At 70.0% G+C, this 21198-nt stretch carries 20 protein-coding genes; 13 read left to right on the top strand and 7 right to left on the bottom strand.

Annotated elements, in window-relative coordinates; all coding sequences use genetic code 11:
• From ACM2XV_RS03890 to ACM2XV_RS03900, 3 genes are all read right to left on the bottom strand, one after another.
• Nucleotides 1-210: biotin/lipoyl-containing protein (locus tag ACM2XV_RS03890; protein WP_487026029.1), on the bottom strand; the 210-nt coding region annotated here is incomplete at its 3' end.
• A gap of 55 nt (nucleotides 211-265) precedes the next feature.
• Complete coding sequence (gene lpdA, locus ACM2XV_RS03895; protein ID WP_487026030.1) at nucleotides 266-1639, bottom strand: dihydrolipoyl dehydrogenase; 1374 nt, start codon at nucleotides 1637-1639, stop codon at nucleotides 266-268.
• Between the two features lie 17 nt (nucleotides 1640-1656).
• On the bottom strand, nucleotides 1657-3153 hold the full coding sequence (locus ACM2XV_RS03900; protein ID WP_487026031.1) for a leucyl aminopeptidase: 1497 nt from the start codon (nucleotides 3151-3153) through the stop codon (nucleotides 1657-1659).
• A gap of 92 nt (nucleotides 3154-3245) precedes the next feature.
• On the opposite strand from ACM2XV_RS03900, the gene ACM2XV_RS03905 reads away from it, so the two are divergent.
• The 7 genes from ACM2XV_RS03905 to ACM2XV_RS03935 all read left to right on the top strand — a co-directional run bounded on the left by ACM2XV_RS03905 (nucleotide 3246) and on the right by ACM2XV_RS03935 (nucleotide 11053).
• Entirely contained in the window at nucleotides 3246-4181 is a 936-nt protein-coding gene (locus tag ACM2XV_RS03905) for a proteasome assembly chaperone family protein (protein WP_344777689.1), read from the top strand.
• Nucleotides 4182-5501, top strand: a complete 1320-nt coding sequence (locus tag ACM2XV_RS03910; protein ID WP_344777691.1) for an MFS transporter — start codon at nucleotides 4182-4184, stop codon at nucleotides 5499-5501.
• A gap of 148 nt (nucleotides 5502-5649) precedes the next feature.
• Complete coding sequence (locus ACM2XV_RS03915; RefSeq protein ID WP_344777693.1) at nucleotides 5650-6972, top strand: RNA polymerase sigma factor; 1323 nt, start codon at nucleotides 5650-5652, stop codon at nucleotides 6970-6972.
• Nucleotides 6973-6976: 4 nt separating this feature from the next.
• Entirely contained in the window at nucleotides 6977-8263 is a 1287-nt protein-coding gene (locus tag ACM2XV_RS03920; protein ID WP_487026032.1) for a Mur ligase family protein, read from the top strand.
• Nucleotides 8260-9000 carry a type 1 glutamine amidotransferase gene (locus ACM2XV_RS03925; protein ID WP_487026033.1) on the top strand — a complete coding sequence of 247 codons (741 nt, stop codon included), beginning with the start codon at nucleotides 8260-8262 and terminating at the stop codon, nucleotides 8998-9000. Before ACM2XV_RS03920 ends, ACM2XV_RS03925 begins: the two co-directional genes overlap by 4 nt.
• Entirely contained in the window at nucleotides 8997-9959 is a 963-nt protein-coding gene (locus ACM2XV_RS03930; RefSeq protein WP_487026034.1) for an alanine racemase, read from the top strand. Before ACM2XV_RS03925 ends, ACM2XV_RS03930 begins: the two co-directional genes overlap by 4 nt.
• On the top strand, nucleotides 9956-11053 hold the full coding sequence (locus ACM2XV_RS03935) for an alanine racemase (RefSeq protein ID WP_487026035.1): 1098 nt from the start codon (nucleotides 9956-9958) through the stop codon (nucleotides 11051-11053). The genes ACM2XV_RS03930 and ACM2XV_RS03935 overlap by 4 nt, the downstream gene beginning before the upstream one ends.
• 57 nt (nucleotides 11054-11110) lie before the next feature.
• Here ACM2XV_RS03935 and ACM2XV_RS03940 read toward each other — a convergent pair whose 3' ends face one another.
• Nucleotides 11111-11338, bottom strand: a complete 228-nt coding sequence (locus ACM2XV_RS03940; protein ID WP_344777702.1) for a DUF7455 domain-containing protein — start codon at nucleotides 11336-11338, stop codon at nucleotides 11111-11113.
• A gap of 163 nt (nucleotides 11339-11501) precedes the next feature.
• On the opposite strand from ACM2XV_RS03940, the gene ACM2XV_RS03945 reads away from it, so the two are divergent.
• Nucleotides 11502-13589, top strand: coding sequence for a DNA gyrase/topoisomerase IV subunit B (locus ACM2XV_RS03945; protein ID WP_344777704.1), 2088 nt, complete (start codon nucleotides 11502-11504; stop codon nucleotides 13587-13589).
• Nucleotides 13590-13592: 3 nt separating this feature from the next.
• Here the strand turns inward: ACM2XV_RS03945 and ACM2XV_RS03950 are convergent, their stop codons facing one another.
• Nucleotides 13593-16139, bottom strand: coding sequence for a DNA gyrase/topoisomerase IV subunit A (locus tag ACM2XV_RS03950; RefSeq protein ID WP_344777706.1), 2547 nt, complete (start codon nucleotides 16137-16139; stop codon nucleotides 13593-13595).
• A gap of 43 nt (nucleotides 16140-16182) precedes the next feature.
• Here ACM2XV_RS03950 and ACM2XV_RS03955 point away from each other — a divergent pair, with 43 nt between their 5' ends.
• Nucleotides 16183-17328 (top strand): alkaline phosphatase family protein, encoded by a 1146-nt coding sequence (locus ACM2XV_RS03955; protein WP_344777708.1) that lies wholly within the window; start codon nucleotides 16183-16185, stop codon nucleotides 17326-17328.
• Nucleotides 17325-17726, top strand: a complete 402-nt coding sequence (locus tag ACM2XV_RS03960; protein ID WP_487026036.1) for a hypothetical protein — start codon at nucleotides 17325-17327, stop codon at nucleotides 17724-17726. The genes ACM2XV_RS03955 and ACM2XV_RS03960 overlap by 4 nt, the downstream gene beginning before the upstream one ends.
• Nucleotides 17727-17999: 273 nt before the next feature.
• Here the strand turns inward: ACM2XV_RS03960 and sepH are convergent, their stop codons facing one another.
• The gene (gene sepH, locus ACM2XV_RS03965) at nucleotides 18000-19058 is read right to left on the bottom strand and encodes a septation protein SepH (RefSeq protein ID WP_487026037.1); all 1059 of its coding nucleotides are present in this window, start codon (nucleotides 19056-19058) and stop codon (nucleotides 18000-18002) included.
• Between the two features lie 228 nt (nucleotides 19059-19286).
• Here sepH and ACM2XV_RS03970 point away from each other — a divergent pair, with 228 nt between their 5' ends.
• Nucleotides 19287-19577: a DUF4193 domain-containing protein gene (locus ACM2XV_RS03970; RefSeq protein ID WP_344777713.1), complete on the top strand. Its 291-nt coding sequence runs from the start codon at nucleotides 19287-19289 to the stop codon at nucleotides 19575-19577.
• A 74-nt stretch (nucleotides 19578-19651) separates the two neighbouring features.
• Here ACM2XV_RS03970 and ACM2XV_RS03975 read toward each other — a convergent pair whose 3' ends face one another.
• Entirely contained in the window at nucleotides 19652-20089 is a 438-nt protein-coding gene (locus tag ACM2XV_RS03975) for a DUF3093 domain-containing protein (RefSeq protein ID WP_344777715.1), read from the bottom strand.
• A 52-nt stretch (nucleotides 20090-20141) separates the two neighbouring features.
• Between ACM2XV_RS03975 and dut the strand changes: the two genes are divergently transcribed.
• Both dut and ACM2XV_RS03985 read left to right on the top strand, forming a co-directional pair.
• A complete protein-coding gene (dut, locus tag ACM2XV_RS03980; RefSeq protein ID WP_487026038.1) occupies nucleotides 20142-20606 on the top strand; it encodes a dUTP diphosphatase in 465 nt (154 codons plus the stop codon).
• Nucleotides 20603-21198: DUF3710 domain-containing protein (locus ACM2XV_RS03985; RefSeq protein WP_344777719.1), on the top strand; the 596-nt coding region annotated here is incomplete at its 3' end. The genes dut and ACM2XV_RS03985, both read left to right, overlap by 4 nt.

A 21198-nucleotide genomic window follows, 5' to 3' on the forward strand; every position in this document is an offset into this window, starting at 1 on the left:
GCCGACCTCGGCCGTCTCATCCTCCTGCACGAGGATCGCCTCGATCACGCCGGCGACCGGCGAGGGGATCTCGGTGTCGACCTTGTCGGTCGACACCTCCAGCAGGGGCTCATCGACTTCGACGCGGTCGCCGACGTTCTTGAGCCAGCGGGTAACCGTGCCTTCTGTGACACTCTCGCCGAGTGCCGGGAGGCTGACGGATTCGCTCATGAGACTGTCTCCTTAGACCTTCAGTTGAGAACTAGCTTATTGCCACGTTGTGGGCTCACAGTGCGTGCAGCGGCTTGCCCGCGAGCTTGAGGAATGCCTCGCCGAGCGCCTCGTTCTGCGTCGGGTGGGCATGGATGAAGGGCGCGACGTCCTCGGGGTACGCGTCCCAGCCGACGGCGAGCTGAGCCTCGCCGATGAGCTCGCCCACCCGCGCGCCGATCAGGTGGACGCCGACGACGGCGCCGCCGGTCACGCGCACCATCTTCACGACGCCGTTGGTGCCCAGGATCTCGCTGCGCGCGTTTCCGGAGAGGCTGTATTCGTACGACGAGATCGCGCTCGCACCGTATCGCGCCACGGCAGCCGCCTCGGTGAGCCCGACCGACGCGACCTCGGGGCTGCAGTACGCCACACGCGGAATGAGCGCGTCGTCGATCGCGACGGGCGAGAGCCCGGCGATCTCCTCGGCGACGAACACGCCGTGCTGGAATCCGCGGTGGGCGAGCTGCGGCCCGGCGACGACGTCGCCGACGGCGTACACGCCGGGCACGGATGTCCGCAGCCGATCGTCCGTGACCACGAAACCGCCATCGAGCTGCACGCCGATGTCTTCGAGCCCGAGCCCCGCGGTCACGGGGCCGCGGCCGATCGCGACGAGCAGAAGCTCCGCCTCGATGGAGTCGCCGTTCTCAAGGACGAGCTGCACGCCGGCGTCCGTCTGCTCGACGCCGCGGAGCGGCACACCGAGGCGGAAGTCGATCTCGCGGCGCCGGAAAGCGCGCTCGAGCCCCTTGCTGATCGCCTCGTCTTCGGCGGGAAGCAGGTGGGGCAGGGCCTCGACGATGGTGACCTCGGCGCCGAACGACCGCCAGAGGCTCGCGAACTCGACCCCGATCACCCCGCCGCCGAGGACGACGACGCTGCGGGGGATGCTGTCGAGCCGCAGCGCCTCGTCACTCGTGATCACCCGCCCGCCGAGCTCGAGACCCGGCAGACGGCGCGGGGATGCTCCCGTGGCGAGGACGACGTTGCGGCCCGTGTAGACCTCGGCGCCGACGGCGACCGACGTGGGGGAGACGAGCCGCCCCTCGCCTTCCACCACGGTGATGCCGCGTGCCCGGATGAGGCTCTGCAGACCCTTGAACTTCCGCGCCACCACGCTGTCGCGGTAGGTGGCGAGACGCTCGGCGTCGATGCCCTCCGTGCTGACGAGGACGCCGTACTTCTCTGCCTCACGAGCGGCGTCGGCGACCTCTGCGCTGTGCAGCAGAGCCTTCGTCGGAATGCACCCCCGATGCAGGCAGGTGCCGCCGACCTTGTCCTTCTCGATCACAGCGACGCGCGAGCCGAGCTCGGCGGCGCGCAGTGCTGCGGCGTAGCCCCCGCTGCCGCCGCCGAGGACGACGAGGTCGAAGGTGTGGTCTGCCACGGCAGGCGACTCTAGCGTCACGCCTTTGCGCCGGCGGCGAGGCGTTCCGCGTGGCGCACGAGCAGGCGCACGGCCACGCCTGTTCCGCCCTTGCCGGTGAACCCGTACGCGCCGCCCTTGTTCTCCTCCGAGCCGGCGATGTCGAGGTGCGCCCACGGAATGCGGGCGGCGTCGTCGCCGTCGCCCTGCGCACCGACGAACTCGCGCAGGAAGATTCCGGCGAGCAGCATGCCGCCGGCGGGGACGCCGGGGTTTGCATTGGCGATGTCGGCGAGGCCGGAGTTGATGGTGGCGCGCAGCTCATCGGGCAGCGGCATCGGCCAGAACAGCTCGCCGGTCTCGGCCGCGGCTTCCCGCAGCTCGGCGACGAGCTCGTCGTCGCCCATCACCGCGGAGTAGCGCACGCCGAGGGCCGTGACCTTGGCTCCGGTCAGCGTCGCGACGTCGATGATCTGGTCGGGCTGCTCCTCGCTCGCCGCGACGAGGCCGTCGGCCATCACGAGACGTCCTTCGGCATCGGTGTTGAGCACCTCGACCGTCTTCCCGCCGCGAATGCGCAGCACGTCGCCCGGGCGGATCGCGGTGCCCGACGGCATATTCTCGGCGAGGCAGAGCCAGGCCGTGACCCGCACCGGCAGCTGCAGCTCGGCGACGGCGCGCAGCGCTGCGAGCGCGACGGCCGCACCCGTCATGTCGCCCTTCATCCCGATCATTCCCGTCGGCGGCTTGAGCGACAGGCCGCCGGAGTCGAAGGTGATGCCCTTGCCGACGAGCGCGACGTGCGCCGTCGCGCCGTCGGGCGCGTAGCTCAGCTTTGCGAGGCGCGGCGGCCGGCTCGAGCCCTGACCGACGCCGAGGATGCCCCCGAAGCCCTCGTCGGCGAGTGCCTGCTCGTCCCACACTTGCACGTCGACCGGCAGGTGGCCGACCGCCTCTCGGGCCGCGTGCACGAACGTCTCGGGGTAGAGGTCGAGCGGCGGCTGATTGAAGAGGTCCTTCACGAGGGCGACGGCCGAGGCCTCCACGTTGGCACGGGCGACAGCGGCAGAGGCATCCGTCACGCCGCTCACCACCTGGATGCGCTCGACCGGCGCCTTCTGCGCGGCCTTGCTCGCGAAGCGGTACGCGTCGTAGGCGTACGACCCCAACGCCGCGCCCGTCAGCACGGCGGGCAGCAGCGCGTCGTCGTCGGTGAGCGCGAGGGCGACGGATGCCGCGCCGGCCAGCTGGCGGACGGCCGAGCCTGCCGCGCTCCTCAGGGTGTCGACAGTGGCCTTCTTCCCGACGCCGATGACGGCGTAGGGCCGGCCGTCGACCGCGACACGCGCCAGCTCGTCGGCGCCGCCGGTGAAGCCGATGAGCGGCAGCTGCGCGCTCACCGCCTCGGCCAGCTCGGGGGCCAGCTGGGGGGCAACGAGGGCGGGGCTGGGCTTGTCGGCCGTCGCGGCGAACACCAGGATCTCGGCGTCGGCGGCGGCCACCTCAGGAACAACGGTGAGCTCGGCTGCGGTCATGTCAGAACCCTATCGACCGCCTCTGGGGGCTGTTCGCTCTCGGCATCACGACGCTCCCCGAGTCGCGTGCGCACCGCGAATAAAGTTGAAGGATGCGCAACCCCCGGGAACTTTACGAGCTCACCGCCGCCGCCATGGACGTGCCGGCCGGGCTGCCGCTCGTCGCCGGTCTCACCGGGTTCGCCGACGCCGGCGGGGCGGTGTCGCAGCTGGGCGCCTACACCCTCGAGAACCTGCCGCATCACGAGCTGGTCGCTCTGTTCGACAACGACATCCTGCTCGACTACCGGGCACGCCGGCCGACCATCCAGTTCGAGCAGGACCACCTGACCGAGTACGCGCCGCCGAAGCTCGCGCTCTACCTCGTCGACGACGAGGTCGGCCGCCCGTTCCTGTTCCTGCACGGCTACGAGCCCGACTTCGAATGGGAAGCGTTCAGCGCCGCGGTCGTCGGCCTCGTCGAGACCCTCGAGGTGGCGAGCACGACGTGGGTGCATGCGATCCCGATGCCGGTGCCGCATACACGACCGCTGTCGGTCACCGTCAGCGGCAACAACGCCGAGCTCATCGAGCAGCTGTCGGTGTGGCGCCCGCGAACGCAGGCGCCGGCGACCGCGATGCACCTGATCGAGTACCGCCTCACCGAGCGGAACCACCCGACGACGGGCTTCATCGTTCTTGTCCCGCACTATCTCGGCGACACCGAGTACCCGGCGGCGCTCATCACCGCATTGCAGAGCATCGCCGCGTCGACCGGGCTCGTCTTCCCGACGGACTTCCTGCGCGCCGATGACAACGACTTCATCGCCAACATCAACGAGCAGGTGCAGAGCAACGCCGAGCTCGAGCGCCTCGTCGGCGCCCTCGAAGAGCGTCATGACACCTATATGCAGGACAACCCGGTGAAGCGCGGCATGGGGGATGCCGGGAACCTGCCGACCGCTGACGAGATCGCGGCCGAGCTCGAGCAGTTCCTGGCGCACCAGCGCCGTCACGGCAACGACGACGCAGGCGATAGCCTTGACTGAGTGAGCCGCCGCGGAGCCCTGGTCTATGCGACCGGGCTCGTCGCGTATCTGGTGGCGATCACGCAGCGCACCACCATCGGCGTCGCCGGCGTCTCGGCGACAGAGCGCTTCCACGCGAATGCCGCGGTGCTGTCGATGCTCGCGGTGCTGCAGCTCGTCGTCTACGCGGGCGCGCAGATCCCCTTCGGCGTGCTCCTCGACCGCTTCGGCCCGCGCCGCATGATGATCGGCGGCCTCGGGCTCATGGCCGTCGGGCAGATCGTCGTGGCGCTTTCGCCGAACATCGGCGATGCGATCGTGGGGCGGGTCTTCGTCGGCGCCGGTGACGCGACGATCTTCCTCTCGGTCATCCGGCTCGTCAGCTCCTGGTTCCCCGGGCCGACCGTGCCGGTGGCCGTCCAATGGGTCAGCAACGCCGGCCAGCTCGGCCAGGTCCTCTCCGCCGTGCCGTTCGCTGCGCTGCTGCACGAACAGGGGTGGACTCCCGCGTTCCTCTCCGCGGCCGGCTTCGTCGTTCTCGGCCTCGTGCTCGTCTCGATCCTGGTCGTCGACCGGCCCGCGGACGCGCAGGAGGGGCCGCGCCCCGAGAGCTGGACCCAGTCGCTGCGCCAACTGGGCGAGAGCCTGCGCCGCCCCGGCACGCAGCTCGGGTTCTGGTCGCACTTCGTGACGATGAGCCCCATGACGATGTTCACGCTGATGTGGGGTCTGCCGTATCTCGTCTTCGGCCTCGGGTACCCGCGGTCCGAGGCATCCGTTCTGCTCGTCGTCCCCGTGATCGCGGGAATGGTCGTCGGCCCGTTCCTCGGCGTGCTCACCGGGCGCCATCCTCTGCGCCGCTCGAACATCGTCCTCATGGTCGTCGGGGCGATGGCGGTGATCTGGGCGGTCATGCTGCTCTGGCCCGGCAGGCCGCCCCTGGCCGTCGTGCTCGTCATGCTCGTGCTGATCGGCGTCGGCGGCCCCGGCTCGGCGGTCGGCTTCGACTTCGCCCGCACCTCGAACCCCTTGCACGCGCTCGGCTCGGCCAACGGAGTCGTGAACGTCGGCGGCTTCAGCGCGAGCTTCGTCATGATCTACGTGATCGGCTCACTGCTCGACCTCGCGAACTCGCATTTCGGGCAGCCGCTGTACTCGCTGTCGTCCTTCCGGGTGGCGTTCCTCATCGTCTTCGTGGTGCTCGGCGTCGGCACCGTCGGCGTCATCCGCTCGCGGCGCCGCACGCGCCGGCGGATGTTGGACGAAGAGGGAATACGCGTGGCCCCGATCTGGGTTGCATTCAATGACGCTTGGGCCCGTCGGAAGGCTGCGCGAGGCTGATGCTCGGCACCCGGGGCCTGTGTCATACTTGAACTTCAGGACCCGTTCATGTTCGCGGGGCGCCAGCTGAATGACAGCGGCGTCGTCACCACCCGGACTTGACATGGGCCTTTGTAATGTCCGCAATACGGACGGAAGGTGGACCACCATGGCTCCCAAGACCGCCGCACCCGAGGCTCCCGAGGTCGAAGAGACCGCCCCTGCCAAGAAGCCGGCCGCGCGCAAGACCGCCGCCAAGAAGACCGGCGCCGCGAAGACGGCGACGGCCACGAAGCGCGCCAGCACCAAGAAGGCCGCCGCGACCGACGAGGTCGGCGAGGACGAGGCCGTCGATGAGGAGCTCGAAGACGGCGACGTCGTCGAGGCCGAGGCGGACGCCGAGACCGCGGCCGACACCGACACCGCTGCGAGCACCGAGGAGGGCGAGGAGTCCGAGGACACGGAGGGCAAGCCGGCCGCTCCTGAGATGACCGAGCCGCTGCCCACCGGCGCCATCGTGCTGCGCGCAGCCGACGAGGACGACGAGGTCCCCGTCTACTCGACGACCATCACGGGCGCCACTGCGGACCCCGTCAAGGACTACCTCAAGCAGATCGGAAAGGTCGCGCTGCTCAACGCCGAGCAGGAGGTCGAGCTCGCGATGCGCATCGAGGCCGGGCTGTTCGCCGAAGAGAAGCTCTCGCACATGGACGACAAGGAGAAGCGCACCCAGCTGGGTCGCGAGCTCTCCTGGGTCGCTCGCGACGGCCAGCGCGCCAAGAGCCACCTGCTCGGCGCGAACCTGCGACTCGTCGTCTCGCTCGCCAAGCGCTACACCGGCCGCGGCATGCAGTTCCTCGACCTGATCCAGGAAGGGAACCTCGGCCTCATCCGCGCGGTCGAGAAGTTCGACTACACCAAGGGCTTCAAGTTCTCGACGTACGCCACGTGGTGGATCCGCCAGGCGATCACCCGCGCCATGGCCGACCAGGCGCGCACGATCCGTATTCCGGTGCACATGGTCGAGGTCATCAACAAACTCGCCCGCGTGCAGCGCCAGATGCTGCAGGACCTGGGCCGCGAGCCCACGCCCGAAGAGCTGAGCCGCGAGCTCGACATGACGCCCGAGAAGGTCGTCGAGGTGCAGAAGTACGGCCGCGAGCCGATCTCGCTGCACACCCCGCTCGGCGAAGACGGCGACAGCGAGTTCGGCGACCTCATCGAGGACACCGAGGCGGTCGTGCCGGCCGACGCCGTGGGCTTCACGATGCTGCAGAAGCAGCTCGAGAGCCTGCTCGACTCGCTCTCCGAGCGCGAGGCGGGCGTCATCCGCATGCGCTTCGGCCTCGGCGACGGCCAGCCGAAGACGCTCGACCAGATCGGCGACACCTTCGGCGTGACCCGCGAGCGGATCCGCCAGATCGAGTCGAAGACCATGGCCAAGCTGCGTCACCCGTCGCGGTCGCAGTCGCTGCGCGACTACCTCGAGTAAGCCGGTGCGCTTCAAGCTCGTCCTGCCGATCCTGCTCGGCAAGCTCCTGCGCGTCGTGACGCGGCTACGCGGCGGCGGCTCCGCCTTCCCGGGCTGGTTCGTGATGAAGCTCGCGCCGAACTTCATCGACGACGTCATCGGGCAGCTGTCGCACGGCGTGGTCGTCGTGCTGGGCTCCAACGGCAAATCGACGACGACGAACATGGTGACGGGGATCGCCCGCGCCCATGGCCTCAAGGTGTTCACCAACCCGAGCGGCGCGAACATGCCCCAGGGTGTGGCCTCGTCGCTGCTCGGCCAGGTGTCGCTGACCGGGAAGCTGCCGCACGACATCGGCATCATCGAGGTCGACGAGGCATACGGCAAGGTGATCTGCCGTGCCCTGAAGCCCCGCGCCGCCGTGATCCTGAACGTGCAGATCGACCAGATCTACCGTCTCTTCGAGCCCGAGCGCGTCGCCGGCATGTTCCGCGACATCGCGGCGGAGGTGACCGAGACGATCGTGCTGAACCGCGAGGACAACTTCCTCTCGACGCTCGGCGACCGGCTCGCCGACGAGGGTCGGCTGACGGTCGAGTGGTTCGGCACGGCGCCCGCCGTGCTCGAGTCCGCGCCGCACGGCCTGGTGGTGGCGCGCGACTACGCGAACGAGGGCGCGCCGCGCGCGCTGCGCGAGGTGACCGCCGAGGTCGTGGCCTTCGAAGGGGCGACCACCGAGATCTCCTTCCGCGGCGAGGCGCGCAGCATCCGGTTGTCTGCGCGCGGTCTGCACAACGCGGTGGATGCCGCAGGCGCGCTGACCCTGTCGGAGGCCGCTCTCGGCGCCGAGTTCTCGCTGGACGAAGCCGTCACCGCGCTGCAGAGCATGAAGACGGTCTATGGCCGTGGCGAGACCATCACGGTCGGCGACCGCGAGGTCGAGATCCTGCTGATGAAGTCGCTCGCGAGCCTGCAGATGAACCTCGACGCGCTCGACGGCACGCCCGACTCGGTCATGATCGCGTTCGACGAGCACAGCCGCGATCCGTCCTGGCTCTACGCAGCCGACCTGTCGGCGCTGCACCGCGTCGACTACGTCTCGGGCCCCAAGGCCGTCTTCATCGGGTTGCGTCTGCACTACGCGGGCGTTCCGTACGACCACGTCGAGACGTCGACAGAGAAGGCGCTGCAGGCGATGCTCGACGGCCCCCGCCCGGCATCCGGTCGCCACACGCTGATCCTCGACTACGACCAGATGATGCTGGCCCGCAAGTACCTGGGCTACCGCGACCTGGAGGCCGGAGCCGCATGAGTGCGCTGACCCTGCTCGAGCTCTACCCGGGCCACCTCATGATGAACGGCGACATGGGCAACGCCGCGGTGCTGAAGCGCCGTGCCGAGCTCGCGGGCCTTGGCCTGGTCGTCGTCGGCCACGAGCCCGGAGAGCCGCTGCCCGATGACGTCGACTTCGTGTCGATCGGCACCGGGCCGACCTCGGCGCAGGCCGTCGTGGGCAGCGACCTGCCCGTGATCGGCCCGCAGCTGCGTACCTGGGCCGACGCGGGCGTCGCGATGATCGCCGTGAACGCGGGCTTCCACCTGCTCGGCCGTTCCCTGACTCTTCCCGACGGCACCCGCATCGAGGGTGCCGGCGTGTTCGCGACGACCACGCAGCCCCGTGCCGAGCGAACGGTGACCGACGCGTTCGTCGTCGACTCCGAGGTCGCGGGCCGCCTCGTGGGTGTCGAGAACCAGGCCGTCTCGGTCACTCTGCACGATCAGCGCCCGCTCGGGCGCGTGGTCACCGGCCGCGGTGACGACGGAAAGGTCGAGGGAGCGATCAGCGGGAACGCGATCGGCACGCACCTGCACGGCCCCGTGCTCGCGCTCAACCCCGCGCTCGCCGACCACCTGCTCACGGTCGCGACGGCGCGACGCGGCGAGAGGTACCAGACCGGCGCGGCCCATGCCGAGATCGACGCCGTCGCGCGTCAGGCGCGCGAGCACCTCGTGCGCGGCATCGGCGTCGCTGTGGACGCCGCCGCATGACGCGGCCCGTCCCGTTCCGCCAGGCTGAGATCGACCTCGAGGTGCTGGCCGCCAACGTCGCCCAATTCCGCGAGCTGACCGGCGCGCCGCTTTTCGCCGATGTCGGGGCGGATGCCTGGGGGCACGGCCTCGACGTCGTGGTCCCTGCGCTCGTCGGCCTCGGCGCGCAGGCCCTCGTCGTCGCGCGTCTCGATGAGGCCGAGCGCGTTCGCGCACTCGCGCCCGAGTCGCTCATCGTCACCACCCAGCACGCCGCCGACGACGACTTCCGCCGTGCGGCGCAGCTGGGGGTCGCGCCACGCGTGCACTCGCTCGCCGAGTACGAGCGCGCCGCCGACGGCGGTGTGACGGGAGTCGTGCTGGCGGAGGAGACGGGCGAGGGCCGCCCCGGCCTCGCGCCCGCCGAGCTCGATGACGCCCGCGCCGACGCGGCGCTGCGAGGGATTGCGGCGATCACGGATTCCGCGTTCCCCGTCGTGGGCGCCGAGCTCTTCGGCGTCAGCGAGGACGACGCCGACCCGGCGCCGGACTTCCGCCCGGTGATGCGCCTGTGGGCGCCGATCGCCGCGACGAAGCGCGTCGGCGCCGACGAGGGCGTGAGCTACGGCTACACGTATCGCACTCGCAGCGAATCGACGCTGGCTCTCGTGACGCTCGGCTACGCCGACGGCATCTCGCGCGCCGCAGGCAATCGGGTGGAGGCATCCGTGGGCGGTGCCCGGCACGAGATCGCGGGGCGCGTCGCCATGGACGCGTTCATGCTCGATCTGGGCGACGTCGTCGCCCCGCCGCTCGGCACAGAGGTGACCGTGCTCGGCGACGCACGCCGGGGCGAGCCGACCGCGCACGGGCACGCGCGGAGACTCGGCACCCACAGCGCCGAGATCACCACCAGGCTGAGCGCTCGGCCACTGCGGTATGCAGCCGGAACCGACACGACCGCGGGGGAGAGGCAGTGACCGCACCGCTCGTCGAAGCCGTGATCGACCTCGGCGCGCTCGACAAGAACATCGCCCATCTGCGTCGCACCGTCGCACCCGCCGAGCTCATGGTCGTCGTCAAGGCCGACGCCTACGGGCACGGGCGCGTGCCCGTCGCCCGCCAGGCGGTCGCGAGCGGTATCCGATCGATCGGCGCACTCGACCTCGACACCGCCCTCGAGCTGCGGGCCTCCGGCATCGGCGACGACGTCACCGTGCTGTCGTGGCTCTACCCACCCGGGCAGGACTTCACAGAGGCGATCCGCGCGCGCGTCGACCTCGGGGTCTCGAGCCTCGCCGAGCTCGCCGAGGTGACGGATGCCTCGCGGCGCCTCGCCGGCGCAGAAGGCTTCGTGCCCCCGCGCCTGCACCTGAAGCTCGACACGGGGCTGCACCGCAATGGCGCGACCGCTGCGGACTGGCCGGCGCTCGTCAACGCGGCCGTCGCCGCCGAGCGCGACGGCCTCGTGCGCACCTTCGCCGCGTGGACCCATATCGCCGAGGCCTCTGAGGACGAGGACACACGTGCGCTCGAGCGCTTCCTCGACGGCGTCGCGGTCGCCCGCGAGCTCGGCGCCTCGATCGAGGTGCGGCACCTCGCCGCGAGCTCGGCGGGCCTGCGGCGCGAGGACGTGCGCCTCGACCTGGTGCGGATGGGCGGCCACTGCTGGGGCATCCCGTCGTTCGACGGCGTCACCCCGAGCGACATCGGCCTCATTCCCGTGATGACGCTGCGGGCTCAGGTGCTCGCCGTGCGCGAGCTCGGCGACGAGCACATCGAGGCCTACGTCAGCGCCGGCTACGGCGACGGCGTTCCGAGGAACGTCGCGGGGACCTGCTCGGTCGCGGTGCGCGGCGTGCAGCATCCGATCACCCGGGTCGAACGCGACCACCTCGTCATCGCAGTCATGCCCGGCACCGAGCTCGCACAGGGCGACCCGGCCGTGCTGTTCGGCACCGGCGCCGAGGGGGAGCAGACGGTGCGCCAATGGGGCGACCGATCGGGCACTCTCGGCGACGAGATCACGACGCGCATCGCGGCGCGCGTTCCGAGGCGCTACCTCGAGGCATAGAGGCATAGAGAAAGGGCCAGGCGGATACCGCCTGGCCCTCACGTCTGTTCCGGGTGACTACGCGCGCGAGTCCTCGAGGAGCCGAGCCGACTCGTCGTGCCAGCTCTCAGCGATCGCCTCGAGCTTCTGCTGGTGCTTCTTCGCGTGGTGCGCGCAGAACAGCAGCTCGGTTCCGTTCACCGTGGCCCGCACGTACGCCTGGGCGCCGCACGCGTCACAGCGGTCGGCCGCAGTCAGCTGCGGCTCCGCCCGGAGGTCGTCGTTCTGAGTGGTGTTGAGCGACATTTCCGAATACCTCCTACGTATCGAACCGCTTGTCGTTGCAACCCAGTGAAACACGTGGTGCTGACAAAGCGTGCCTTGTGCCCCGCATTTCGCTGGGGGCGTACCGCGCGGCGGCCAGGGTGTCGTCAGGATTCGCGGGCGTGCGGTTCATAGGGTGGAACACGTGGCGACGTCGGATTATTCTGCAAGGCACCTGTCGGTCCTCGAGGGCCTCGAAGCGGTGCGCAAGCGCCCCGGCATGTACATCGGCTCGACCGACGAGCGCGGTCTCATGCACTGCCTGTGGGAGATCATCGACAACGCCGTCGACGAGGCGCTCGCCGGGCACGGCGACGCGATCGAGGTCGTGCTGCACCCCGACGACAGCGTCGAGGTGCGCGACCAGGCTCGCGGCATCCCCGTCGACATCGAGCCGAAGACGGGCCTGTCGGGTGTCGAGGTCGTCTTCACCAAGCTGCACGCGGGCGGCAAGTTCGGCGGCGGGTCGTACTCGGCCTCCGGCGGCCTGCACGGCGTCGGGGCGTCGGTCGTCAATGCCCTCTCCGAACGGCTCGACGTCGAGGTCGACCGCGACGGCAAGACCTGGGCCATGAGCTTCCACCGCGGCGAGCCGGGCGTGTTCGACGACAAGGGGAAGGAGCCGCGCCCCGACGCCCCCTTCACGCCTTTCGTGGCCGGCAGCGAGCTGCGGGTCGTCGGCAAGGTCGCCAAGGGCAAGACCGGAACGCGCATCCGCTACTGGGCCGACCGGCAGATCTTCGGCCGCGACGCCTCCTTCCAGCCCGACGGTCTGATCGCGCGCGCCCGGCAGACGGCGTTCCTCGTTCCCGGCATCCGCATCGCCATCGACGACCAGCGCACGCCCGAGGGCGAGCGCGCCGAGTTCCACTTCGACGGCGGCATCTCGCAGTTCGCCGAGTTCCTCGCGCCCGATGCCGCGGTCACCGACACGTGGCGCATCACGGGCGAGGGCCACTTCACCGAGACGGTGCCCGTGCTCAACGAGAACGGCAACATGGTGCCGACCGAGATCAAGCGCACCTGCGAGGTCGACATCGCGATGCGCTGGGGCACCGGCTACGAGACCGTGATGAAGAGCTTCGTCAACATCATCGCCACGCCGAAGGGCGGCAGCCACCAGACCGGGTTCGAGCAGGGGCTGATGAAGTTCTTCCGCGCCCAGTTCGAGCAGAACGCGCGCCGGCTCAAGATCTCGGCGAACGAGAAGCTCGAGAAGGACGACCTGCTCGCCGGGCTGACCGCCGTGCTCACCGTGCGCCTGCCCGAGCCGCAGTTCGAGGGCCAGACGAAGGAGGTGCTCGGCACCCCGGCCGTGCGCAACATCGTCGCCAACGTTCTTGCGAAGGGGCTCGGCGAGCGGTTCTCCTCCACCAAGAGGGACGACAAGGCGCAGGCATCCGTTCTGCTCGACAAGCTCGTCGCCGAGATGAAGTCGCGCATCTCCGCGCGCGCCCACAAAGAGACGCAGCGGCGCAAGAACGCGCTCGAGAGCTCGACGCTGCCTGCGAAGCTCGTGGACTGCCGGTCGACCGACGTCGCGCAGACCGAGCTGTTCATCGTCGAGGGCGACTCGGCGCTCGGCACGGCACGGCGCGCGCGCGACAGCGAGTACCAGGCGCTGCTGCCGATCCGCGGCAAGATCCTCAACGTCCAGAAGGCGTCGATCTCGGACATGCTCTCGAACCAGGAGTGCGCGGCGATCATCCAGGTCATCGGCGCCGGCTCTGGTCGCACCTTCGATCTCGACGCCGCGCGCTACGGCAAGGTCATCATCATGTCCGACGCCGACGTCGACGGCGCCCACATCCGCACCCTGCTGCTGACGCTGTTCTTCCGCTACATGCGGCCGATGGTGGAGGAGGGGCGCGTGTTCGCCGCCGTGCCGCCGCTGCATCGCGTGCAGACGGTGGGCCGCGGCTCGCGATCGTCCGAGACGATCTACACCTACTCGCAGGCAGAGCTGAACGCTGTGCTCGCCGACCTCAAGAAGCGCAACATCGCGTGGAAGGACCCGATCCAGCGCTACAAGGGGCTCGGCGAGATGGACGCCGACCAGCTCGCGTCGACCACGATGGATCGTCGGCACCGGATGCTGCGCCGCGTGCGCGTCTCGGACGCCGAGCAGGCCGCCAAGATCTTCGAGATGCTCATGGGCAACGACGTCGCACCCCGCAAGGAGTTCATCATCGACAACTCCGAGACGCTGTCGCGCGACCGCATCGACGCGTAAGGGTCAGAACAGCGTCTCGTCGCCCGTCGTTTCGGCGGCGGCGGATGCCTCGGCCGACGACCCTGCGACAGAGATCGCCTCGGCGCCGACCGCGGTACCCACCGATGCCACGACGTTGTCGAGCGGGGTGCCGCTGCCATCGCGCTTGGAGAGCGTCTCGGGCAGCTCGCGCGCCGCACCGTCGGAAGCCACGGCGCGCGCCGGCTGCGGCCCCACCCAGGCGAGGGCGAGCATGCCCTCGCCCTTGAGGAAGGCGTGTGCACGCACGCCTCCCGTGGCGCGCCCCTTCCCGGGGAACTCGGCGAACGCCGAGACCTTCCCTCGACCGGGGTCGGTGCCCGGCAGCGTCTCGAGCGGAACGGAGACGGTGACGACGACGTTCTCGGCCGCGGGGTCGACGACGAAGAATCCGATCACCTTGGCCTCTGTGCCGAGGTTGATGCCCGCCATGCCGCCCGCCGGCGCGCCCTGCGGGCGCACGGCAGACGCCGGGAAGTGCAGCAGCTGCGCGTCGGAGGCCGCGAAGACCAGCTCGCGGTCGTCGGCCGCATGCGCGACGCCCACGACCTCGTCGCCGGCCTTGAGGCCGATGATCTCGAAGTCGGGCCGGTTCGGCCAGTTGCCGGGCGTGACGCGCTTCACGACGCCCTGCGCCGTGCCGAGAGCGATGGGGGCCGCGTCGGCTGCGAGCGACACGAGGCCGAGCACGCGCTCGCCCTTCGGCAGCCCGCCGAGGTACTCGCCGATGCGCGCCCCGGCGGCCAGGTGAATCGAGTTAAGAGGGACGACCGGCAGATCGACGGGCGAGAAGCGGATGAGCCGCCCGCGGTTCGTGACCACGCCGATCTCGGCCCGCGCCGTGGTCACGAGGCTCGAGAGCACAGCGTCATGCTTCGAGCGTCGAGGCGCCACCGCGGGCGACCCCGCACCCTCTGGCAGGTCGACGCGCACGGCGCGGCCCGTGGTCGACAGGTACACGACGGCCGGGGAATCCGCGATCTCGAGCGCGGGCCCGGTGAACGTCGCCTTCTTCGACCCGACACTCGCGATCGACGCCTTCGCTTCCGTGAGCAGCGTGCGGCGCGGCGTTCCGAAGCGCTCGGCCACGTCGTCGAGCTCGTCGGCGACGACGCCGCGAATGCGCGCGGGGGAGGCGAGGATCGCCTCGAGCTCGGCGATCTCGGCCTCCAACTGGGCCTTCTCGCTCTCGAGCTCGATGCGGCTGAACTTCGTGAGCCGGCGCAGCCGCAGCTCGAGGATGTACTCGGCCTGCACCTGTGAGAGGTCGAACACCGACTGCAGCCGCGTGGATGCCTCGGCCGAGTCGTCGGAGGTGCGGATGACCTGGATCACCTCGTCGATGTCGAGGATGGCGATCAAGAGACCCTCGACGAGGTGCAGGCGTTCCTGCCGGCGAGCAAGGCGGAAGCGGGAGCGGCGGGTCACGACCTCGATGCGGTGGTCGAGGTAGACGCGCAGCAGCTCGCGCAGCCCCAGCGTCTGCGGGCCGCCGTCGACGAGCGCCACGTTGTTGATCGAGAAGCCGTCTTCGAGCGGCGTGTGCTTGTACAGCTGCTCGAGCACCGCCTCGGGGTTGAACCCCGTCTTGATACCGATCACGAGGCGCATGCCGTGCTGCCGGTCGGTCAGATCGGTGACGTCGGAGATGCCCTGGAGCTTCTTGGCGTTGACGCCGTCCTTGATCTTGTCGATGACCTTCTCGGGGCCGACAAGGTAGGGCAGCTCGGTGATGACGAGGCCGGTCTTGCGCGCCGTGATCTGCTCGACGCGCACCTTCGCGCGGGTGCGGAAGCTGCCGCGGCCCGTCTCGTACGCCTCGCGGATTCCGGCCAGGCCGACGATCGTGCCGCCACCCGGCAGGTCGGGGCCGGGTACGTACGCCATGAGGTCGTCGAGCGAGGCATCCGGATTCTCGAGCAGGTGCTTCGCGGCGCCGACGACCTCGATCAGGTTGTGCGGCGCCATGTTGGTCGCCATGCCGACGGCGATGCCGCTCGCGCCGTTGACGAGCAGGTTCGGAATCGCCGCGGGCAGCACGACAGGCTCCTGCTGCTGCGCGTCGTAGTTCGGTTGGAAGTCGACGGTGTCCTCGTCGATGTCGGCCGCCATCTCGAGCGCGACCGGGGCGAGACGCGCTTCGGTGTACCTGGCGGCCGCCGGGCCGTCGTCGAGCGAGCCGAAGTTGCCGTGCCCGTCGACGAGCGGCACGCGCAGGGTGAAGTCCTGCGCCATGCGCACGAGCGCGTCGTAGATCGCGCCGTCGCCGTGCGGGTGCAGCTTGCCCATCACCTCACCGGTGACGCGCGCCGACTTCACATGACCGCGATCGGGGCGCAGGCCCATCTCGCTCATCATGTAGAGGATCCGTCGCTGCACCGGCTTCAGCCCGTCACGGGCATCGGGCAGCGCGCGGGCGTAGATCACCGAGTAGGCGTACTCCAGATAGGACCCCTGCATCTCTGTCGAGACGTCGACGTCCTCGATCCGTTCGACGATGTCTGCCGGGGGAGTGCGATCTGCGGGTGTCATCTGTGCTTTCTGCTGGTGCGCGCGGCTCTGGCACACTGGGCGCATGGCGATGCTACCGAACGCGTATTCGCAATCCGTGAGCCTCGCCGCCGTGCTCGCCAGTTGCTTCGCCGCGGTCGAGCGCGGCGCGCCGCAGCTGCCGCTGCGCGCCGTCGACGGAGCCGTCGTCGTGCTGGCCGACGGTCTCGGCGCCCTGCCGCTCAAGGCGCGCGCCGGGCACGCGCGAACGATCGCACCTCGCCTGAACCGCGCCACCACGATCGAGAGCGGATTCCCCACCACGACGGCTGCGGCACTGGCCACGCTCTGCACGGGCGCCTATCCCGGTCAGCACGGCATCGTCGCCTACGAGGCCGTCGACCCCGTCACCGACGCCGTCTTCAATCACCTGAGCGGCTGGCGCTCGGGGCCCGACCCGGCGAGCTGGCAGCGGGTGCCCACCCTCTTCGAGACGGGTGCCGCGGCACGCATCCGCTCGTACCTCGTCGGCCACGCGCGCTACGCGACCACGCGCCTGACCCAGGCGGTGCATCGTGGTGCGGAGTATGTGCCGGCGCGGTCGATCGCGGACCGCATGACGACAGCGCTCTCTCTGCTCGGCGGCGGTCGCAGCGTCGTCTTCGTCTACGTGCCAGAGCTCGACATGGCCGCGCACCAGTACGGCTGGCAGTCGCCACAGTGGACCGCCGCGCTCGAAGAGCTCGACGCGGGCATCGCGCTGCTCGACCGCGGCCTCGGCAAGAACCAGGGCGCACTGCTCACGGCCGATCACGGCATGGTCGACATCTCGGCGGGCGGGAAGATCTTCTTCGACCACGAGCCCGAGCTCGTCGCCGGTGTGAAGCACGTCGCCGGCGATTACCGCTGCGTGCAGCTGCACCTCGAGGCCGGGGCGAGCGCCGGCGACGTCGAACGGCTCGCGCGTGTCTGGCACGAGGCGGAAGACGACCGCGCCTGGGTCGCCACTCGCGAGGAGGCCGTGGCCGCCGGGTGGTTCGGGCCGAACGGCGTCGACGACGACGTGCTCGGCCGTCTCGGCCACGTGCTCGTCGCGGCGCGCTCGCAGGTCGTCTACTACGACACGCGCGCCACCGACGAGCGCAACTGGGCCATGGTCGGCCAGCACGGCTCGTTCAGCCCCGACGAGGTCAAGGTGCCGCTGATCGGCTTCGGGGCGTTCGCGTCGTGATCATCACCGAGGTGACTCCGGCAGAGCCCGCGCGATTCGCGCTGTGGCACACCGCACTGACCAAGGGTGCCGTGGCCGACCGGCCGGGCGCCGACGTCGACACCCTGGATGCGTTCGTCGAGTCGGTCGGCAATCCATCGCCGCTGCGCCGGCGGCGTGCGTTCGCCGCGATTCCGAACTCTGGAGACGCTCTGCATTTACGATGCTTCGCGCGGGCCGTTGACGCGCCGCAGGGCCGCGCGCGCCACCACGCTCAAGCTCTGAGCTCGCGGGCGACACGTGCTGTCGCTTTGCGCGGCGCTCTTGTCCGTGCGGAGACAGTAGAGGGCACTCTCGCCGCCGCATTCCGACATCTAGTGTCGCCATGCAGAACCGCTGGCCCGCAAAACGGCATCTAGTGTCGCCGCACGGGACCGCCGGCACGTCTGGCGACGTCTAGTGTCGCCGCACGGGACCGCCGGCAAATTTGGCGACATCAAGTGTCGCCGCACGGGATCGCCGGTCGCGAGACGACACTTCTTGATCGCCCGAGCGGCAGCCGCGGCACAATGCGACGCTAGAGGTCATTTTCAGCGGCGAAACGCGACATCTGGTGTCGTCTCACGGAACCCCAGGTCTCCAGCGACGCCGACTGTCACCGCACGCGACCTGCTCCGAACGGCCTCGACGCGCTAGGCCGAGGTGTCGTCGTCGCCACGGGCGCCGAAGACGATCTCGTCCCAGCTGGGCATCGAGGCGCGACCGCGCTTCGACCCACGCTGTCCGACCGGGCCGGTCTCGCCTCGGGCGAAGCCGCCGGCAGGAACGGCAACGGGGCCCGAAGGCTGATCGTCGCGGGGCTGCGGTGTCTCCTCCGGCGCGCTCTCGGACGACGCGAACGGCAGCTCGAGCTCGATCGGCTGCGAGTCTCGCGCGGATGCCTCACGCTCGCCGCGTCGGCGCCGCAGCGCCTCGAGCAGGTCTGCGGTGTTGTGCACATCGCGGGGCTGGCCGTCGTCGGCGCGCTTGATCGCGCCGGAGGGCACGGCGGGAGTCTGGGGTGCCGGCGCCGCCGGCGCGGCATCCTGTCGCTTCGGCTCGACGAACTCGAACTGCCCTGAGTCGAACCGCGACTCGTCGCCGACGAGCGGGCTCACCGCGCGCAGGCGCGGGATCAAGCCCGTGGGCGGAAGCTCGCCGTGCTGCGAGAGCGTGCTCGCCTCGGCGTTGGCGGGAGCGAGGTGGGCCTTCCGCGGCTCGTAGGTCCAGCGGGCGTCGTGCTCGATGTCGTCGGCGGTGAAGGTGAGCTTGACGATCCAGCCGGCCTCCTCCTCGCGCCAGCTGGCCCAGCGCTCGCCGGTCGCGCCGAGCGCCGCGAGGCGATCGCGGATGGCGGAGCCGAAGGTCGCGTTCTCGCCGAGCACGTCGACGTCGGCCGCGACCCGCACGGGCACCGTGAGCGCCTGCGCGACGATGTGCTCGCGCTCGGCGATGATCGGGCGCTCGAAACGCTGGACGTACTCGAGCGGTGCCCCCGTGAGCTCAGCCACGTCTTCGGCGGAGAGGCCGCCGCGGATGTGCGCCTGGATCTCGCGCGGCGAGATGCGCACGGCCGAATCCTGTTGCTCGACCTTCAGACGGCGCAGCTTGGTCAGCGCGACCTCGTCGATGGCGACGCGGTAGCGGTCGCCATCGTTGCTCGCGACGATCAGTGCGCCCTCTTCGACGCCGATGACCTTCAATTCCTGCATGGGATCTTCGCCTTCCGAACGGTCCGGGGACGTCGTCAGAATGCCACGCAGAACGGGCCGCAGCCGGGAATAACGCTGGCGTGCCGCGAGTTTCCCCCTGCGGCATCCGGGTACGTCTCGTTGAACACGTTTCGGGTCGTCCGAATCGGTTTGATAATCCCCGATGCGTGATGCACAATAACGCCGCCGATCATGCTGGTCGGCGCGCAATTTCAGAAGTGGATGGGCATGGCAACCGATTACGACGCGCCAAGGAAGAACGACGACGAATCCGAATCGATCGAGGCGCTGAAGGAGCGGGTTCCCGACAAGACGTCGGCCGTCATCGATGAGGACCCCGACAACCCGGGCAGCTTCGAGCTGCAGGGCGCCGACCTCTCCGACATGGACCTCGACGTCGTCGTGCTGCCCCCGCAGGCTGACGAGTTCACGTGCGTCAGCTGCTTCCTCGTGAAGCACCGCTCGCAGTTGGACCACGAGACCAAGCTCGGTCCGATCTGCATGGAGTGCGCTGCATAGGGTCACGACACCCGCAGAACAGACTTAGGGCTGACGGCTTTCGCCGCCGGCCCTTTTCTGTGTCTGCCTTCGACTCAGCGGGACCGGTTGTTCAGCACGGATGCCAGCTCGTGCGGCTTCCGTGTCGACACGATCCAGTACGGCACCGGGTCCGCTGCGTCCAGAATCGGCACCTTGACGATCGGCAGCGACCCGCGCAGCAGCAGCCACGCGCGGGCATCCAGCCGCCGGCCGCGCTCGAGCGCCGCCTCCGTGCCCGTGTAGGCGACGACCTCGCCGATGTACTCGCGCTCGATGTCGGCGCGCCCCGCACGGAAGTCGGTGTCGGTGACTTCGAGCACCGGCGCGAAGCCGACGAGAGCGGCGACGATGAGCCCATAGAGCACGATCGCGAGGACAACGCCGACCGTGACGTTGATCGGCCAGAAGATGGCGAGGGTCGCGGGCACGATGAGCGCGCAGGCGACGAACAACCAGGGCGCGGCGTAGAGCCGCTCGCGGAACAGCGTCATAGTGCAATCCCACCACGAATGCCTGGGCGGCTTTCTGCACTAGCCTTTTCGGGTGACCGAGACTGTCGACGTTCCTCTCGTCGCGCCCGCTGCACCCGCCTATGCGCACCCCGGCGATGCCGGAGCCGACCTCACTTCGACCGAGGCCGTGCGCATCGAGCCCGGGCAGCGCGTGACCATCGGCACGGGAGTCGCCGTGGCGCTTCCCGACGGCTACGCGGGGTTCGTCGTTCCCCGCAGCGGCTTGGCCGCCCGCCACGGCATCACGATCGTGAACGCGCCGGGCACGGTCGACGCCGGCTATCGCGGCGAGATCAGGGTCACACTGCTGAACACCGACTCGTCGGAGCCCTACGACGTCGCCGCCGGCGATCGCATCGCCCAGCTGGTGCTCGTGCCCGTCGCCCGCGCGCGGTTCGTCCCTGTGGACGAGCTGCCCGACAGCGTTCGCGGAACGGGTGGTTTCGGGTCTACCGGGTACTCCGACGAGAAGACCATTACAGGAGAGCGCGCGTGAGCGACATCGAGCCGACCGAGTACGAGAAGTCCGCACCGGAGGATCGCGACGTCGAGGGCCCCCTCGACGACAGCGAGGCCAACCCGGTGCGGCCCTACATCGACCTGGGCGGCGTCAAGGTGCTGCCCCGTGAGGGCCTGCACCTGCGCCTCGAGATCGAAGAGGAGAGCCAGCGCGTCGTCGCGGTGAGTCTCGACTACGCCGGCTCGACGCTGCAGGTGCAGCCGTTCGCATCGCCGCGGTCGAGCGGGCTGTGGCACGAGATCCGCGGCCAGATCGCCGAGCAGGTCGCGGCCCAGGGCGGTCGCGTGACCGAGCGCGATGGGGTCTTCGGCCCCGAGCTCGTCGCCGAGGTGCCGGTGGCGGGCGGCGTGCCCGGCGAGACCCGCATCGCGCGGTTCATCGGCGTCGACGGCCCGCGCTGGTTCCTGCGCGGCGTGATCTCGGGCGACGGCGCCGTCAAGCCTGAGGCCGGCGAGGCCGTCGAGGACCTCTTCCGCAGCATCGTCGTCGTCCGCGGCTCGGTGCCGATGCCGCCGCGCGATCTCATTCCCCTCAAGATGCCGCCGACCCCTGCGGCGCCCAGCGCGTG

Source organism: Gryllotalpicola sp. CP2-P1 (assembly GCF_057512245.1).